General features: G+C 44.2%; 15 protein-coding genes, 1 tRNA gene and 1 pseudogene. 8 read left to right on the top strand and 9 right to left on the bottom strand.

Annotated elements, in window-relative coordinates; translation table 11 throughout:
• Positions 1-170: 170 nt before the first annotated feature.
• The 4 genes and pseudogenes from NtB2_RS07970 to NtB2_RS08865 all read right to left on the bottom strand — a co-directional run.
• The gene (locus tag NtB2_RS07970; RefSeq protein ID WP_305775306.1) at positions 171-1,892 is read right to left on the bottom strand and encodes an ABC transporter ATP-binding protein; all 1,722 of its coding nucleotides are present in this window, start codon (positions 1,890-1,892) and stop codon (positions 171-173) included.
• A 110-nt stretch (positions 1,893-2,002) separates the two neighbouring features.
• Complete coding sequence (locus NtB2_RS07965; protein ID WP_109246418.1) at positions 2,003-2,677, bottom strand: SGNH/GDSL hydrolase family protein; 675 nt, start codon at positions 2,675-2,677, stop codon at positions 2,003-2,005.
• Between the two features lie 78 nt (positions 2,678-2,755).
• Complete coding sequence (locus NtB2_RS07960) at positions 2,756-3,562, bottom strand: MarR family winged helix-turn-helix transcriptional regulator (RefSeq protein WP_109246417.1); 807 nt, start codon at positions 3,560-3,562, stop codon at positions 2,756-2,758.
• Positions 3,563-3,852: 290 nt separating this feature from the next.
• Positions 3,853-4,038, bottom strand: a pseudogene (locus NtB2_RS08865) (thiol reductant ABC exporter subunit CydC); the annotation flags it as partial.
• 38 nt (positions 4,039-4,076) lie between these two features.
• On the opposite strand from NtB2_RS08865, the gene NtB2_RS07950 reads away from it, so the two are divergent.
• Complete coding sequence (locus NtB2_RS07950) at positions 4,077-4,709, top strand: helix-turn-helix domain-containing protein (RefSeq protein WP_109246415.1); 633 nt, start codon at positions 4,077-4,079, stop codon at positions 4,707-4,709.
• A gap of 495 nt (positions 4,710-5,204) precedes the next feature.
• Here the strand turns inward: NtB2_RS07950 and NtB2_RS07945 are convergent, their stop codons facing one another.
• Entirely contained in the window at positions 5,205-5,306 is a 102-nt protein-coding gene (locus NtB2_RS07945) for a type I toxin-antitoxin system Fst family toxin (RefSeq protein WP_109246414.1), read from the bottom strand.
• A 342-nt stretch (positions 5,307-5,648) separates the two neighbouring features.
• Positions 5,649-6,209: a TetR/AcrR family transcriptional regulator gene (locus NtB2_RS07940; RefSeq protein ID WP_125195001.1), complete on the bottom strand. Its 561-nt coding sequence runs from the start codon at positions 6,207-6,209 to the stop codon at positions 5,649-5,651.
• 118 nt (positions 6,210-6,327) lie between these two features.
• Here NtB2_RS07940 and NtB2_RS07935 point away from each other — a divergent pair, with 118 nt between their 5' ends.
• Entirely contained in the window at positions 6,328-7,506 is a 1,179-nt protein-coding gene (locus NtB2_RS07935; RefSeq protein WP_109246412.1) for an MFS transporter, read from the top strand.
• A gap of 27 nt (positions 7,507-7,533) precedes the next feature.
• On the opposite strand, the gene NtB2_RS07930 is transcribed toward NtB2_RS07935, so the two are convergent.
• A complete protein-coding gene (locus NtB2_RS07930; protein ID WP_109246411.1) occupies positions 7,534-8,265 on the bottom strand; it encodes a DUF975 family protein in 732 nt (243 codons plus the stop codon).
• 138 nt (positions 8,266-8,403) lie between these two features.
• Here NtB2_RS07930 and tgt point away from each other — a divergent pair, with 138 nt between their 5' ends.
• The gene (tgt, locus tag NtB2_RS07925; protein ID WP_109246421.1) at positions 8,404-9,552 is read left to right on the top strand and encodes a tRNA guanosine(34) transglycosylase Tgt; all 1,149 of its coding nucleotides are present in this window, start codon (positions 8,404-8,406) and stop codon (positions 9,550-9,552) included.
• A gap of 52 nt (positions 9,553-9,604) precedes the next feature.
• A tRNA-Thr gene (locus tag NtB2_RS07920) sits at positions 9,605-9,677 on the top strand.
• Positions 9,678-9,902: 225 nt separating this feature from the next.
• Here the strand turns inward: NtB2_RS07920 and NtB2_RS07915 are convergent.
• Positions 9,903-9,983: an SHOCT domain-containing protein gene (locus NtB2_RS07915; protein ID WP_225867068.1), complete on the bottom strand. Its 81-nt coding sequence runs from the start codon at positions 9,981-9,983 to the stop codon at positions 9,903-9,905.
• 151 nt (positions 9,984-10,134) lie between these two features.
• Complete coding sequence (locus NtB2_RS07910) at positions 10,135-11,256, bottom strand: DNA/RNA non-specific endonuclease (protein WP_174683341.1); 1,122 nt, start codon at positions 11,254-11,256, stop codon at positions 10,135-10,137.
• A gap of 215 nt (positions 11,257-11,471) precedes the next feature.
• Between NtB2_RS07910 and NtB2_RS07905 the strand changes: the two genes are divergently transcribed.
• From NtB2_RS07905 to NtB2_RS07890, 4 genes are all read left to right on the top strand, one after another.
• Positions 11,472-12,050 (top strand): hypothetical protein, encoded by a 579-nt coding sequence (locus NtB2_RS07905; RefSeq protein ID WP_109246409.1) that lies wholly within the window; start codon positions 11,472-11,474, stop codon positions 12,048-12,050.
• Positions 12,051-12,298: 248 nt separating this feature from the next.
• Positions 12,299-14,137, top strand: a complete 1,839-nt coding sequence (gene typA / locus NtB2_RS07900; protein WP_109246408.1) for a translational GTPase TypA — start codon at positions 12,299-12,301, stop codon at positions 14,135-14,137.
• Positions 14,138-14,156: 19 nt separating this feature from the next.
• Entirely contained in the window at positions 14,157-14,396 is a 240-nt protein-coding gene (locus NtB2_RS07895; protein ID WP_109246407.1) for a DUF3165 family protein, read from the top strand.
• A 257-nt stretch (positions 14,397-14,653) separates the two neighbouring features.
• Positions 14,654-15,589 carry a class I SAM-dependent methyltransferase gene (locus NtB2_RS07890; RefSeq protein ID WP_109246406.1) on the top strand — a complete coding sequence of 312 codons (936 nt, stop codon included), beginning with the start codon at positions 14,654-14,656 and terminating at the stop codon, positions 15,587-15,589.
• Positions 15,590-15,617: the final 28 nt, after the last annotated feature.

Below are 15,617 nucleotides of genomic sequence, written 5' to 3'. Positions count from 1 at the left end.
AATCGAATTCATCAAGGACTCAATTATTTAACGCCCAATGAATTCGAAAATAAACAACTAAAATTAGCCGCATAGGCAGAAAGGTAATTTACCCATTTTGGTGTCCAGTTTCTTGACTTAATGTCAACAACAAAAAAGTACAGTTATAGAAACTGCACTTTTTACTAAATTCATACACTTGCTTTTGTTAATTGCTCTTTGACATAACTGGCATATAAAGGATGACTGGCAACAAGCTCGTTGTGAGTACCACTACCCGTTACTTGACCTTTTTCGATGAAGTAGATATTATCTGCGTCAACAATCGTTGACAGACGATGCGCAATGACGAGAGTAGTACGTCCTTTCATCAAGCTATCCAATGCTTTTTGAACCATACTTTCACTTTCAGAGTCAAGACTGGCTGTGGCTTCGTCAAGCATCAGAATTTTAGGATTGCGCAAGAAGGCGCGTGCAATAGCAATACGTTGACGTTGTCCACCCGAAATTTTCACACCACGTTCACCAACTTCGGTGTCCAGTCCTTCAGGCATATCCTCGACAAATTTACGGGCGTAGGCAAGTTCAAGAACATGCCAGAGGTCATCATCGCTGTACGTGCCCTCAAGTCCATAAGTCAAATTTTCGCGAATACTTCCTGCCATGATGGCAGAGTCTTGACTCACGAAACCAATTTGGCTGCGCCAATTTTGTAGAGAAATGTCATTAACATTGATAGCATCAATTTTTATGTCACCTGATGTGGGTTGATAGAAACGCTCTAGGAGGGCAAATATCGTTGATTTACCGCCACCTGAAGGTCCTGCAAAAGCAACAATTGAATTTGGCTTTGCTTCAAAAGTAATATCTTGGAGGATTTTTTCAGAATTGTCATAGCTGAAATCCACATGATTGACATGAAGGGTTTTTCCCTCAACATCAACTTCTTTCCCCGCATGGAGAACTTCTTGGTCTTCGTCAAGGAGTTCCGTCAGACGAACTGTTGAACCAGAAGCTTTTGCAAGAGCTGTAAAGAATTGGGCCACAGTTGGTACTGCACCGATAAGGTTCATGAGGTACATCATCATCCCAAGAAGTGTCCCAAGACTCATCACATGTGTCGAAATTAGATAAACACCATATGCGAGGAGGCCAAAAATCATCAGCATCATCGCAAGCATCATGACAGGAGACATCAGACCATCAAAGATAGATTCACGAACACCAATTTTATAGAGGTCATTGACATCTTTTTCAGCTTTGTGCGAGGCTTGTTTTTCAGCATTTGAGGATTTGACGAGACGAATTTCGGAAAGACTTTCACTCGCAATGCCCTGGAAATTTGCCAGAGAGTCTTGACGCGTACGGCCAATTTTTTGTCCAAAAGTCATGATGGGAAACATGATGAGCATCACAACAGGAACAGCAATAATCATTGCCAAAGTCAAGCGCCATTGCATTGAAATCATGAAGATAATTGAACCAACAAGAAGTAAAATTGAGGTAAAGGCAGACGGAATGGAATTTGCAATCAGATCTTTTACCTGTGTGGTGTCATTAGCAAGACGTGAGGACATTTCACCTGTTTTGGTTTCGTCAAAATAGCTGACAGGAAGGTGGATCATTTTATCCCAAACCTTACTGCGAAGATTTTTCACGACGGATTCACCAAAGATACCAAGAACAATCGCTGAGCCTGCACTCATCAGGGCTGAAAGGATATAAAGTCCAATGACGAGAATAATTTGAGCAACATCAACACCATGTGAGAAACCATTGACGAGGGGTTGCACCATTTTGGGTACTTGGAGTTGAATCAATGTACCAATCACTCCCCCAATAATCCCTAAGATAAAAAAGGTGTAGGGAGTTTTTGCCATTCTTATCAATTTTACAAAGTTTTTCATTGACATTTTTGTGATGGTTTTTTTACCATCTTCAAGTGTACGACGTGCTTCAAATGAATCTGCTCTTTCCATTTTCTTCTCCTTTTTCGTCAAATTTGACGGATTTATTTTTTAAATTAATTATTAAGATAGCCTGTCAAATTTGACAAAACAATTTTATAACCGTCAGGATTCATATGAGCACCGTCAAATGTGAGTTCTTTTTTGAGATTACCCTTCTCATCGGAAAGACCTGCGTTGACGTTAATAAAATTGAAATTATGCTTTTTAGCTAAATTTTTAATTTTATCACTTGCTGACTGAAACTTGCTGTTGCTACGTGTTTTAAAAAGAGATTTTTCATCGTCATCATTACCAAAATCAACCGTATTAATCGGGTAATAACGCATAACGTAAACTTGACAAGTTGGTAGCTTCACTGCGATGTCGCTCATAATTTTGTCGTAATTTGCAAGAAATTCTGTTTCAGGGACACCAAAGCCAATGTCATTTGTACCAATATTAATAAAAATTTTTGTGGGCGCCAGATTAAAAATCTGTGTATCCATATGCGCCAAAAGAAAACTTGTCGTCGTGGCACGTACTGCGCGATTATAAATGTAGTTGTCAAATTTGACAGAGCCTTCTTCTTCCCATTTTTCAATTGGAAAAATTTCCATTAGACTTGAGCCAACAAAAACGCTTTGACCTTTTTGAGCTGTTTGGTTTGCTAAGTCATATTCTGCCAATAAATTATTTTGAAACTTTTCAAGTTCTGGATTTAATGTAAGTGATTTTGTTTCTTCTGACATGATATTCTCCTATTTTAATTTCTGCCAAATAATTAAGGATAGCAAAGCAATAGGCGCTAAAGCACCTTTCCCCTGCTGTCAAAAATCTGTCCAATCATCATTCTTTTTCTTATCTGTCCGACCATGACCGTCATCACGCCCGTGACCATCAAATCCACCTCGCCCATTTTCTCCAAAGTTCCATAGCTTACGTGTTCTACCATGACGGCGATTCCAGTCAGGAATATCGTCTTCGCTATCAGGTCCTGTAACCCAATCCCAGAAGTCGCCATTAGGACGACCTGGACCAAAACCATGACCAAAGTCTCGTGTATCATTAACACTCATGCGAATATTTTTCTTCAGCTGACGTTTAAATGCTTGACGTTCTTCAGGCCGCAAGGCACGCCAATCTTTTTTCGTCATCGTGTGCCAATCAAAGTTTGTCCAATCAAATTCATTTTCCTCATCAGATTTGATAAATTTTTCAAGCAAATCAGTAAGTTCTTGCTGTTCTTCATCTGTCAAAGCCCTAAACAATTCCTCAGAAAGGTTATCATGACGCTCTATGCGCTTATCTTTGAGTTGCCAACCTTTTTCCGTCAAAAAGACACGACTGACACGACCATCATTTTCATCGGCTTGTCGCTCAACCAAGCCCTGCTCCTCTAACTGCTTAACCTGCGCCGTGACTGACGAGGGACGAATATCCAGCATTTCAGCAATTTCAGCATTTGTCAAACCGTCTTTTTCCCAAAGTTTAACAAGCAAACCTTGTGCACCATTTCTTGCACCTTGTAAACGTAATTTTTGGCTTAAACTATCCATGCGCAGCGCTAACATAAAGCGTGGATTGCGCAACACTTTACTAAAAAGATGTAATAAATTATTTGTTTGTTCAGACATAATATTTTCTCCTTCGTTATTTAGATATTCGTCAGTCCTTCATCTAAAGCGATGTAAAGATTTTCAGGATCTAGCTGACGACTTATTTTTACGATAAATTGAAAAATTTGTTGGATTATTTTTAACATTCCTTTTTCCTCCTATTTTCCATTTGTTAGTTTTTATAGTTCATCAACTAACAAAATAAATTATAACGCACTTAATTAGTTTTGTCAACAATAAACTAACGAAAAATCAAAAATTCAATCAAAAGTATGAAAAAATGCCATAAATTTACGACATTTTTCTTTTCATTCCCCTTGATCAAGTTGATAAAGTCGCTTAAAATCAGGGTTTTCATTGAGAAGCTCTTTCGGACTCCCCTCTATTTTAATTTTACCATTTTCCAAAAAAATGACTCGATCCATTCCTTTAACACCAAGAAGATGATGTGTAATAAAGAGAATCGTCTTATCCTTGAGACGTTCAAAGAAGAGATTATGAATTGATTTAAGTATTATGGTAAAATAAAAGCATGGATAATATAAAATCTCAAGCTATCGGAAAGCGAATTTTGAATCTTCGCGAAAAATTGAATATGAGCCAAAAATCTTTTGCAGAAGCATTAGGAGATATTTCTCAAAGATTGGTGGGATATTGGGAGAAAGGAGAAAGATTCCCTCCTTTAGACCAGATTGTGAAAATAGCAAAGCTTGGAGAGGTGCCTGTAAATTGGTTGCTTTTTGGCAATGATGAAGAAAATTTACAAAATTGGTCATACAAAAAAGCCTTTGATAGTTTTCAAAGACTTGATAAAAGTGATTATTTTGGTGTCATTGTTAAAGTTCTCCCTGCACTTGAAAACATAATTCCCAGAACCGAAGAAGACATTTATATCCCGAGAGAACCCGATAGAGAGAACCATGAAAGAAACTATGATGAAGAAAATTATCATAATTTTAGTGTTTGGAGTAATGCAACTAGAGCTGGGCTAATCATTGACATAGTTAGTAGTCTTGCTGAGCAAATACCTGATAACGAAAATGAACGACTTAAACTGGAGCAGAAAATTTCCACTTATATTCATGAGTATTTAGAATATAGTGATAGAGATTTTTCAGATATTCCAGACTCTCTGCGTGAAAGATACAAATCTCTGGAGGATTAAAATTGATATTCTAAGTAATGAACCCATTGCAAAAATTACTATTGACGAGATTAAAAAAACAACAGATGATATAAAAAACTATAAGTCAAAACACTAATCCCTGAAAAGATTCTTCAAGACCTAGCGCACTTGCTTCGCCCGCTCACGAATACTTTGATTTGACAAAGATAAGAAGTGTGTTATAATTAGATTATCGAAAATAAGTGTGAGTGTATTCTCACCAGCCGAGGCACGTCGAAAAGGTCTCGGCTTTTTTTATCTTGAATTTATAATTTAAGTGCAACAGAAAAAGATTATCCATAAAAACCAGTATAATAAGTTTGTCAAGAACATTATTAGACTGGAGAATTATGAATAATCCCTATACCCATCTTACAATATTCGAGCGAGAAAATATATGAAATATTTTTCGAAGAGGTGTTGCATTTAACTTGACAATTCAAGATACAAAAAAGCACCCTCTTCGTCGAAAAGAAGGTGTGTAAAACAAGTGGATTAACGGCGCTTGTGCCAGCCTTTCAGCAAATCCTTGACCAGCTCAAGGACTACCCCTACCACAATCGGAGCGACAACTGATACGAAAATAAGTGTAAGCATATAAACACCTCCCTCCTAGGCATGATTCACTTAGTCGGGTGCGCCATTAGTCATTATATCATTGTTTTGTGAGTTGTGGTACATAAAAAAATCCTGACAATTTCCTGACAATAGATATAAAATCAGCATATTATTTCAATTTTATATAACATAAAACACCGCCGTAAAGCTATTCTATGACCATGAAAAGCTCGAATGTATCAAGATTGAGTATGCCTATTCTGGGCTTGGAAAAAACTCATCCTTCTGATTGGGAAGGATAAGCTTCCTGGCCTGGCTATAGCAAGCGTGAAATCGAAGAAAACTCGTCCTGAGAAAAAAAGCCTGTTTCCAAGTCTGGAATCAAGCTTTTTTCTCTTCTTCAAGTCCCCTAAAATAAGGCTCAATCAATTTCCAAGCCGACTCAAAATCCTCCTGAAAATGCTCATCCCATCGGCTGGCAAAGCCAGAATAATGGTACCTCGAGCCCAGAAAATAAAGGGCCCGCAGGGCAGTCAAGTCCTTGATACCAGTCGCTTCCGATAGGCTATTGACCATGCTATCCAGATGATAATCCGCGATTTTAGGGTCCCGCAGGGCATACTGGGTATAGAGGGCAAACATCTCCGGAGCCTCTTTGTAGGCCTGGTACTTGCTCTCGCAGAGGGTCCAGAGCCAGTCATGGCAAATCTCGCTCAGGCTCTGGTCGGCCTTGGCCTGAAAGGGAAGGAGCTTGGCGGTAATCTTGTCAAACCAGCTGGTTGTCAGGCTCTCCCAGACCTCAGCCTTGTTTTTATAGTGCTTGTAGAGGGCGGGCTGTGAGATGTCCAGCTCGCTCGCGATGTCCGTCAGCGTGACCTTCTCAAAGCCTTTTTTTAGGACCAGCTTTTCAGCCACTTCCATGATTTTTTCTTTGGTATTCATGCTTTCATTATAGGAAAAGTTATATAAAATGTCAAAATATAACCTTTTACTTGACTTATCCACTCAAGCCTCCTATAATAGAGTTATAATTGATTCAAAATATAACCAAAGGAACATCATGCAAAAAGAAAAAATCTGGACTTCTACCTTTACTTTGACCATGGGGATTAGCTTTATCTTCTACCTGGTCTTTTATTTATTGACTGTTATCATCGGTACGGTTGCCATGACTCAGGACCATGCTCCGGCTAGTCTTGCCGGCATCCTCTCAGGGATCTTCATCGTCGGCTCCTTCATCGGTCGCCTCTGGGGTGGGACCAAGATTTCTGATTTTGGGGCCAAAAAGATGCTCTATGTCGGGATTATCTTTTACCTGATTATGAATATTTTTTATCTCTTTGTGTCCAATATCTGGCTCCTACTTGTCATCCGTTTCTTGCACGGGATTGGCTTTGGGATTGCGGGAACGGCGACTGGGACCCTGGCAGGTCTTGTCGTGCCAGCCAGCAGGCGGGGCGAAGGGATCGGCTATTTCACCCTGTCGCTGACCCTGGCTTCAGCTGTTGGGCCCTTCCTGTCTATCTTCCTCTATCACACCTTTAATTATCAGGTCCTCCTGATTTTGTCGGTGGCACTGCTTGCGATTTCTCTCCTTGCTTCATTTTTCTTGAAAATTCCACAGCATGTGGTTGACGCCATGGCTCAGACAGAGAAAAAAGCCTTTAGCCTGGGGAGCTTGTTTGAGGTCTCTGCCCTGCCTATGGGCTTCATTGGCCTTTTGATAGGGGTCGCCTATGCCAGTCTCTTGACCTTCCTTGCCAATTTCACGGCTGGCGTTGGTCTGGTGACCGCAGGCTCCCTCTTCTATGTGGTCTATGCCCTCTTTATCCTGGTCTCACGGCCACTGACAGGTCGTCTTTTCGATAGCAAGGGCGACAACTTCGTCATGTATCCGACCTTCATCCTCTTTGCGATTGGCCTGGTCTTGACTGGCTTCTCCCATACCAGCCTCATGCTCTTTGGGGCCGCTGCTCTGGTTGGCCTGGGCTACGGCTCCTTCACACCTTTTGGTCAGGCGATTTCGATTCGGAATGTCTCAGCCGACCGGATTGGTGTGGCGACCTCGACCTTCTTTGGCCTTTATGATATGGGCGTGGGCCTCGGCCCCTTCTTCCTCGGCCTGATTGTGCCAATGTCTGGCTATCGCAATCTCTACTTTGGTTGTGCCATATTCACACTGATTGTCATGGGCATTTATTGGTTGATTCACGGTCGTAAGCAAAATAAGCTAGCATAAGAAAAAAGCTTTCCGATAGGAAGGCTTTTATTTTTGATTGTCAATGAGGTTTTGGTAGTAGGCGACATGGCTCATGGCCACATAAGGGGTGACCCAGAAGTTAGCGATGCTGAGGGTCAGGCCATTGAGGAAAAACCAGCCGATAAAACTCAGGAGAAAGAGAAAGTAGTTGCCCCGCTTACCCTTCATGAGATTGGCAGAAGTTTTCATAACGTCCCAGGCAGAGCTATATGTCCCATCCTTGATTTTATCAAAGAGGACCATCGGCGACTGTGACCAGCCCAGGGCCAGATAAATCAAGAAGACCCAGCCAACGACCGGAATCAAAAGCAGGCCGAGCGCAATGATAAAGATGAGGCTGTAGACAGGAATGATTTTCCCGGCAGATCCGTCTCTGAAGGGGCTGAAGACATCTTTGAAGCGAGGAACTTCGACCTCATCCCGATAAATCTTGATGTATTGGAAGACCCCGCCGACCTCGATGAGTGTATAAAGGATACCAAAGAGGTAGACCAGGGCGAGGAGGAGGATAAAAGCAATCAGAAAGCTGCTCAAAAAGAGGGGGAGGTCAGTGGACTGGAGCGTCTGGTTGACTTCTTGGAATATTGCTTCTGTCGGGTTTGTATTGCCCCCCTGTCTAAGGTTATCCGCCTCCGAGAAAATTCCTAAAAGAATGGGGATGACAAACATCAGCATCTTCGCTGTAAAATTCGTTTTTAATTTGGCCTTGGCTGTGGCCTTGATTTCCTGTCGAGTCATAATTTCACTTTCGTTGAGCTTTGCTTTTAAGCTGTAATATAGTCTAGCATTATTATAACATACTTAAAAAGGCCGACTACAAAAAATCAGAGCATTTTGTTATACTTATGGATAGTAAAAAATTAGAAAAGAAGAATGATGACAGAGCCAGCAATTAAATACAGATTGATTAAGAAGGAAAAGCACACGGGTGCCCGGCTGGGCGAGATTATCACGCCACACGGGACCTTTCCAACACCAATGTTCATGCCTGTTGGCACTCAAGCGACCGTGAAGACGATGGCCCCAGAAGAGCTCAAGGAAATGGGCAGTGGCATTATCCTTGCCAATACCTACCACCTCTGGCTGAGACCTGGCGACGAGCTGGTGGCTGAAGCCGGTGGTCTCCATAAGTTTATGAACTGGGACCAGCCGATTTTGACGGATTCAGGTGGTTTTCAAGTTTATTCTCTGGTTGAAAACAAGAAGAATATCACAGAAGAGGGCGTGACCTTCAAGAGCCACCTCAATGGCGACCGGCTCTTCCTCTCGCCTGAAAAGGCCATCCAAATCCAGAACAATCTGGGTTCAGACATCATGATGAGCTTTGACGAATGCCCGCCCTTCCACCAGCCTTATGACTATGTCAAGGCCTCTGTTGAGCGGACCAGTCGCTGGGCAGAGCGGGGGCTCAAGGCCCACCAACGCCCTCATGACCAAGGCCTCTTTGGGATTGTCCAGGGGGCAGGTTTCAAAGACCTGCGAGAGCAGTCAGCTCGGGACCTCGTCAGCATGGACTTCCCCGGCTACTCTATCGGGGGACTCGCCGTCGGCGAGAGCCATGCTGAGATGAATGCCGTCCTTGATTTTACTACACCGATGCTGCCTGAAGACAAGCCCCGCTATCTGATGGGGGTCGGGGCTCCTGACAGCCTGATTGACGGCGTGATTCGGGGGATTGACATGTTTGACTGCGTCCTCCCGACTCGGATTGCAAGAAACGGCACGCTGATGACCAGCTATGGCCGGGTTAATATCCGCAATGCCCAGTATGAGCATGACTTCACGGCTCTAGACCCTGAGTGTGATTGCTATACTTGTCGCAATTATAGCCGGGCCTACCTCCGCCATCTTATCAAGGCCGACGAGACCTTCGGCATGCGACTCTGCAGTTATCACAATCTTTATTTCCTTGTCAATCTCATGAAACGGACACGCCAGGCAATCATGGACGACAATCTCCTGGAATTCCGTGAAGATTTCTGCGAAAAGTATGGCTACAACAAACCCAACGCCAAGGATTTCTAAGACTTGCAAAGAAATTTAAGATTTTGCTATAATTAAGCTATCAGCTTAATGAGCCGACTTAGCTCAGTTGGTAGAGCAACGCACTCGTAACGCGTAGGTCGTAGGTTCGATCCCTATAGTCGGCATAAAAATTTCAAAAGCGTTGGAAAGCTCGCTTTCCGAACGCGTTGAAATTTTTATGTTTGGAAGTTTGTGCTGACGCAAGTCAGCCGAGCGATTAGCGAGACGGCGAAGCCGACAAACCTCCAAACATGTACGGTATAAATGTTAGAAAAAATCCCCAAGCCGAGGTCGGGGATTTTTCTTTGTGCCAAATTTGTGCCAAAAATTTCAGGCTTGCGGTAATCTTTCTATTTCAGAAGTTTTGCTTTTTGAGCATCAAACTCTTCCTGAGTGATGGCACCAAGATCAAAGAGCTCATTGAATTTCAGGATTTCATCTGCGTTGTTTGATTCTAAGTGCCGAATTCGTTTTTAACATATCATAATAAACAATCTAATAGTCTAATAGTCTATAAATACTATCATTGAAGCAGCTGCGGATGAATTGTAAGCGTTAAGTCTTACATTGCTGTTAGAGAACTCACTCCGAATAAGAATGTCGCTTACCCTGAGCCAAAGCCTCAGACTCAGTCATAGATACCACATTTGCCTGATTAGTACTAGCGGGCATGTCAGCAGTACTATACCAGTAGACTTTAGAATTTCCCTTGCTGGCCACATAGACAGTCCGATCTTGACTAGTTGGAGCGGGAGCCGTTTCAGTAGCAGGTGCTGTCGTTGCTGGGGCAGGCGAAGCCTCTTCTTTTGGAGGCGTTGTAGTTTGCCCAGCATCAGAGCTCACCCCACTAGCATAATCAATCCCCATTCCCTCAACATCATTAATCACAACAATCTCACAATCCAGCTCCCCGTCAGAAGACTTCATATCCACCACAGAACCCCGTGGGAGCTTCTCGTCTCCCTGATAGAGGGGTGTCGTCATATAAGAAATGGTTTCAGTGCTGTCAGGATGACTCTTCCAATAGCTTTCAGCCCGCTCTTCGGCCGCCCTCATGCCACCGTTCTGATCGGCCCCGACATTTTGTGGCCGAGTGCCGGTCGTGAAATTATAGGCAGACTTGTAGGAGCCGGCTCCCAGGAGGCTATCGGCAATCGAGTGACTGCGGTTGTAGAGGTAGCCGTGGTAGGTCTTGCCGGTCAGACTGTAGCTGATGGCGACCTTGGGGTTGTGACTGGGCCAGGAAGGTGGGGCAAGGGGCTCGCCTTGACGGCTCCCCTTGGAGCTCTTGAAAAGCTCATAGGTCAAGACTGCCCGGGCAGTGGTAGAACGGCCTTGGCTGTCGCCTTCAAACTTGCTGTCGCCGGCCTTCATGCCTTCAAAGCCAGAAAGCTTTGCTGGTCCATTTTCCCAGTAGTAATCCTTGTTCTCGCCTGGAGAATGAGCATCTGTGAGCTCGACCAGCTTGGCGAGGATGGCAGAGTTATCGGCCGGCCGGCTAGCTGGAGCTGCCTTGCTCTCGCTTGTCTGAGGGCTTGACTGAGCCGGAGCCTTAGACGCCAGCGATGAGGAGGCCTTCTGACTGCTCGACGGGCGCGTTGACGACGAAGAAGTCTGCTGACTCCCCTGACCCTGACTGCTTCCGCAGGCTGTTAAAATTGAGAGCGACAAGACGGCCGCCGCCAAAATCCAATATTTTTTCATGTTTCTCCTCTTCATTTATGAGAATGGTTTCCTTAATTATAGCATAAGTGAATCCGTTTTCTTACATCGTCTGAAAGCTTAGAAGCAGAAATCTAAGAAAATCAGAACTAAAACAGAAAAGACAAAGCACAACAATCAGCAAGCGAATTGCTAGTAAATAGTAAAGAAAAAGCCTGGAAAAGCATGTAAAATAGTGCACAAGGAGGAAATAAGAAATGAACAATCCAAAAGCAAGATTGCGGGCCCGCAATCTCTCTATCGCCTCATTGCTCACAGCCATCGGCATTCTCATCCCCCTGATGATGCCGGCAAAAATCGTGATTGGACCGGCATCATTTACGCTGGCCTCGCATGTCCCGGTCATGGCGGCCATGTTCTTTAGTCCCTGGATGGCAGTCTTTGTGGCCATTGCAACGACGATTGGCTTCATGGTCAGCCTGCCTGTCCCCATCATCTGGATGCGGGCGGCTACGCATATTGTCGCCATGGGCCTCTTTGCCCTCATCTTGAAACGCTATCCGGCGATTCTGGAAAAGCAATGGCGACTCCAGCTCTTCAACCTGGCTCTGGCCGTCCTCCATGCTGGCCTTGAGGCCATCGTGGTCGTCGCCTTCTACCAGTCAGGGGCGGGCCAAATTGCTCCGGCTGCCTACAACAGCCTGCTCCTTCTCGTCTTCTTTGGCGGGATCGTCCACAGCATGGTCGACTTTAACCTGGCCTACGGCTTCTGCAAGGTCCTCAATAAGATTTACGCCGTTGACTTGCTCAAGAAAAAGCCGGCCCGGGTCAATTAAAAAGACAGCAATTATCAGGAAAAGCGTGGAGAAACTTCACGTTTTTCTCATTTTTCGGCTGGATTGTCATCTCTGAAAAGAACTGTAAAAGCGAGTCCTTCTGGCCGGCGACAAAGCCGATGTTCTTTGTAAACGTCTGCATTTACAGCCGCTCAAAATTTATGTTATAATAAGCTGATGCAGTCTGTAAGAAGCAGAAAGATGCCAGCTTGCAGATAATTTTTTGAAAGAAATATAGGTATAAAATCTTGACTAAATTACGCGAAGATATTCGTAATGTCGCTATCATTGCCCACGTCGACCACGGTAAAACAACACTCGTCGATGAGCTCTTAAAACAATCAGAAACATTGGACGCTCGCGCACAACTTGACGAACGTGCAATGGACTCAAACGCTCTTGAAAAAGAACGTGGGATCACAATCCTTGCTAAAAATACTGCCGTTCAATACAAAGGCACACGTATCAACATCATGGACACACCAGGTCACGCGGACTTCGGTGGAGAAGTAGAACGTATCATGAAAATGGTTGACGGTGTTGTCCTCGTCGTTGACGCGTATGAAGGAACAATGCCTCAAACACGTTTCGTGCTTAAAAAAGCATTGGAACAAAACTTGACACCTATCGTCGTTGTTAACAAAATCGATAAACCATCAGCTCGTCCTGAAGAAGTTGTTGATGAAGTGCTTGAACTCTTCATCGAACTTGGTGCAGACGACGAACAACTTGATTTCCCTGTTGTTTACGCTTCAGCAATCAACGGTTCATCATCACTTTCTGATAACCCAGCTGACCAAGAACACACAATGGCTCCAGTCTTTGATACAATCATTGATCACATCCCTGGACCAGTTGACAACTCAGACGAACCTCTCCAATTCCAAGTGTCACTTTTGGACTACAACGAATTTGTTGGACGTATCGGTATCGGTCGTGTCTTCCGTGGGACCATCAAAGTTGGTGACAATGTCACCTTGTCTAAACTTGACGGTTCAACAAAGAACTTCCGTGTCACAAAACTTTTCGGTTTCTTCGGTTTAAAACGTGAAGAAATTGAAGAAGCTAAAGCGGGTGATCTGATCGCCGTTTCTGGTATGGATGACATCTTCGTTGGTGAAACAGTAACACCTGCTGACCACGTAGAACCATTGCCAATCCTCCACATCGACGAACCAACACTTCAAATGACTTTCTTGGTCAACAACTCACCATTCGCAGGTCGTGAAGGAAAGTGGGTAACATCACGTAAAGTCGAAGAACGTCTTGTTTCAGAACTTCAAACTGACGTTTCACTCCGTGTTGAAAACACTGAATCTCCAGATAAATGGATCGTTTCAGGTCGTGGTGAATTGCACTTGTCAATCTTGATTGAAACAATGCGTCGTGAAGGATACGAACTCCAAGTATCACGTCCAGAAGTTATCGTTAAAGACATTGACGGCGTTCCAAGCGAACCATTTGAACGTGTACAAATCGACACACCAGAAGAATATCAAGGTTCAATCATTCAAGCCTTGTCAGAACGTAAAGGTGACATGCTCGATATGATTAACACTGGTAACGGTCAAGTCCGTTTGGTCTTCCTTGTACCAGCGCGTGGTTTGATTGGTTTCACAACAGAATTCATGTCAATGACACGTGGTTATGGTATCATGAACCACACCTTTGACCAATACCTTCCACTTGTTAAAGGAACAATCGGTGGACGTAGCCGTGGTGCTTTGATTTCTATGGACCAAGGTCAAGTTACAGCTTACGCTATGGGTTATGTTCAAGACCGTGGACAACTCTTTGTTGAACCAGGTACAGAAGTTTATGCTGGTATGGTCATTGGTGAACACTCACGTGAAAATGACTTGACAGTTAACGTTACTAAGGCAAAACAGCAAACCAACGTCCGTTCATCAAACAAGGACTCTACTTCCGTCTTGAACGCATCTAAGATCTTGACACTTGAAGAATCACTTGAATTCCTCGCTGACGACGAATACATGGAAGTAACGCCTGAGTCAATCCGTTTGCGTAAGCAAATCCTTGACAAGGCCCTCCGTGAAAAAGCTCAGAAGAAAAAGAAAGTTGACTAATTAAGATAAGGAGCAAGCGATGTTCTACCTGATCCTTCTGGTTATGATTGCCTTGGTTTACATCTTTATGATGCCTAAGGACATCAGAAGAAGTATGGATATCTTCTTCTTTACGGGGGCGGGTGTCCTCTTGGTTAGTCTGGGCATCGCTCAAGCGGTCGACAGTCGGGGTCTCCTTTTGGAGATTCTGATTGTGGGCGGGATTATCGTCTTGACCGTGCGGTCAATCATAGAAATTGAACGTTTCAAAGGAAAGTAGCCTGAGGGTTACTTTTTTTGTATGTGGTCGTTCCATGGAAGCCATCCGGCAAACATTGCGGGGACACGCAAGCAAACCGCTTTGCGGTTTCATTGCTAACTGCTGAGCCCTGCGGTCTCATCAGTTGTCTTTTTCCGCTATATTTGCCGGATGGCTTCCATTCCACTTGGTTTTTCAAAAAAGTAACCGACGTGGGAGGGGATATAGGAGGCATGCTTAAATAGCTCCTTGGGAGCTATTTTTGTTATAATGAAAAGATGAATATCGAAAAAATTGAGGTTGCTTTTGGCCTGCTGATTGAAAATATTGAAAGTTTGCAGGCTGAGCTTTCGACGGACTTTTATGACGCTTTTGTTGAGCAGAATGCCATTTATTTGGGGGCGATGACGTCAAATGAGGCGGTCAAGGCTAACAATGACAAGCTCCGTGAGGCGGGGCTGAGTCCGCTGGAATGGCAGAAGCTCTTTCAGTATGTCTTGCTCAAGGGCTCGCAGCTTGCTCCGATGCAGGCAAATCACGCCTTGACGCCGGATTCTATTGGGCTGATTTTTAACTTTATGATTGAGAGTCTGATGAAGAAGTCAGACATCCGCATCATTGAGTTTGGCTCAGGGACAGGGAATCTGGCAGAGACACTGTTGGTTAATCTCCAGAAGACTGTCGACTATCTGGGCTTTGAGATTGATGATCTCCTCTTGGATTTGGCGGCGTCGATGTCTGAAATCATCGGGACCAAAGCTGACTTCATGCAGCTGGATGCGGTCCAGCCCCAGGTCCTTGAAAAGGCAGACGTCGTCATCAGCGACCTGCCCCTGGGTTATTATCCGGACCAGACGACGGCGAGTCATTTCACGGTGGGCAATCCTGACGGGCCGACCTATGCCCAGCATCTCCTGATGGAGCAGTCCTTCAAGTATCTGAAGGACAAGGGCCTCGGGATTTACCTGGCTCCGGAAAATCTCCTGAACAGTGAGCAGGCTCCGCTCTTAAAGGCCTGGTTGAAAAAGCAGGCTCGGGTCGTCGCTGTCATTACCCTGCCATCAAGCCTGTTTAAGGGCGAGAGTAAGGCGATTTACCTGCTTGAAAAAGGCCAGTCTGACCAGCCGACCTTTGTCTATCCGCTGGGCTCGCTGACAGAGCCAGAAAGTTTGAAAGCCTTCATGGCTGAATTCAGCAAACAAGTCAAATTGTGATATAATAAAAGCGTTAACATACTGAAAA

It is taken from the genome of Lactococcus termiticola, assembly GCF_003116835.1.
Lineage (GTDB): Bacteria > Bacillota > Bacilli > Lactobacillales > Streptococcaceae > Lactococcus > Lactococcus termiticola.
The sequence above is the reverse complement of the archived record's forward strand: the minus strand, read 5'-3'. Positions and strand labels throughout refer to the sequence as shown.

Bases quoted from the DNA above. Each gene is read 5' to 3' on its own strand.
- tgt (WP_109246421.1), top strand. From the start codon at position 8,404: ATGACAGAGCCAGCAATTAAATACAGATTGATTAAGAAGGAAAAGCAC.
- NtB2_RS07970 (WP_305775306.1), bottom strand. From the start codon at position 1,892: ATGTCAATGAAAAACTTTGTAAAATTGATAAGAATGGCAAAAACTCCC.
- NtB2_RS07935 (WP_109246412.1), top strand. From the start codon at position 6,328: ATGCAAAAAGAAAAAATCTGGACTTCTACCTTTACTTTGACCATGGGG.
- NtB2_RS07940 (WP_125195001.1), bottom strand. From the start codon at position 6,209: ATGAATACCAAAGAAAAAATCATGGAAGTGGCTGAAAAGCTGGTCCTA.
- NtB2_RS07930 (WP_109246411.1), bottom strand. From the start codon at position 8,265: ATGACTCGACAGGAAATCAAGGCCACAGCCAAGGCCAAATTAAAAACG.
- NtB2_RS07950 (WP_109246415.1), top strand. From the start codon at position 4,077: ATGGATAATATAAAATCTCAAGCTATCGGAAAGCGAATTTTGAATCTT.
- NtB2_RS07905 (WP_109246409.1), top strand. From the start codon at position 11,472: ATGAACAATCCAAAAGCAAGATTGCGGGCCCGCAATCTCTCTATCGCC.
- NtB2_RS07895 (WP_109246407.1), top strand. From the start codon at position 14,157: ATGTTCTACCTGATCCTTCTGGTTATGATTGCCTTGGTTTACATCTTT.
- NtB2_RS07965 (WP_109246418.1), bottom strand. From the start codon at position 2,677: ATGTCAGAAGAAACAAAATCACTTACATTAAATCCAGAACTTGAAAAG.
- NtB2_RS07960 (WP_109246417.1), bottom strand. From the start codon at position 3,562: ATGTCTGAACAAACAAATAATTTATTACATCTTTTTAGTAAAGTGTTG.
- NtB2_RS07945 (WP_109246414.1), bottom strand. From the start codon at position 5,306: ATGCTTACACTTATTTTCGTATCAGTTGTCGCTCCGATTGTGGTAGGG.
- NtB2_RS07910 (WP_174683341.1), bottom strand. From the start codon at position 11,256: ATGAAAAAATATTGGATTTTGGCGGCGGCCGTCTTGTCGCTCTCAATT.
- NtB2_RS07890 (WP_109246406.1), top strand. From the start codon at position 14,654: ATGAATATCGAAAAAATTGAGGTTGCTTTTGGCCTGCTGATTGAAAAT.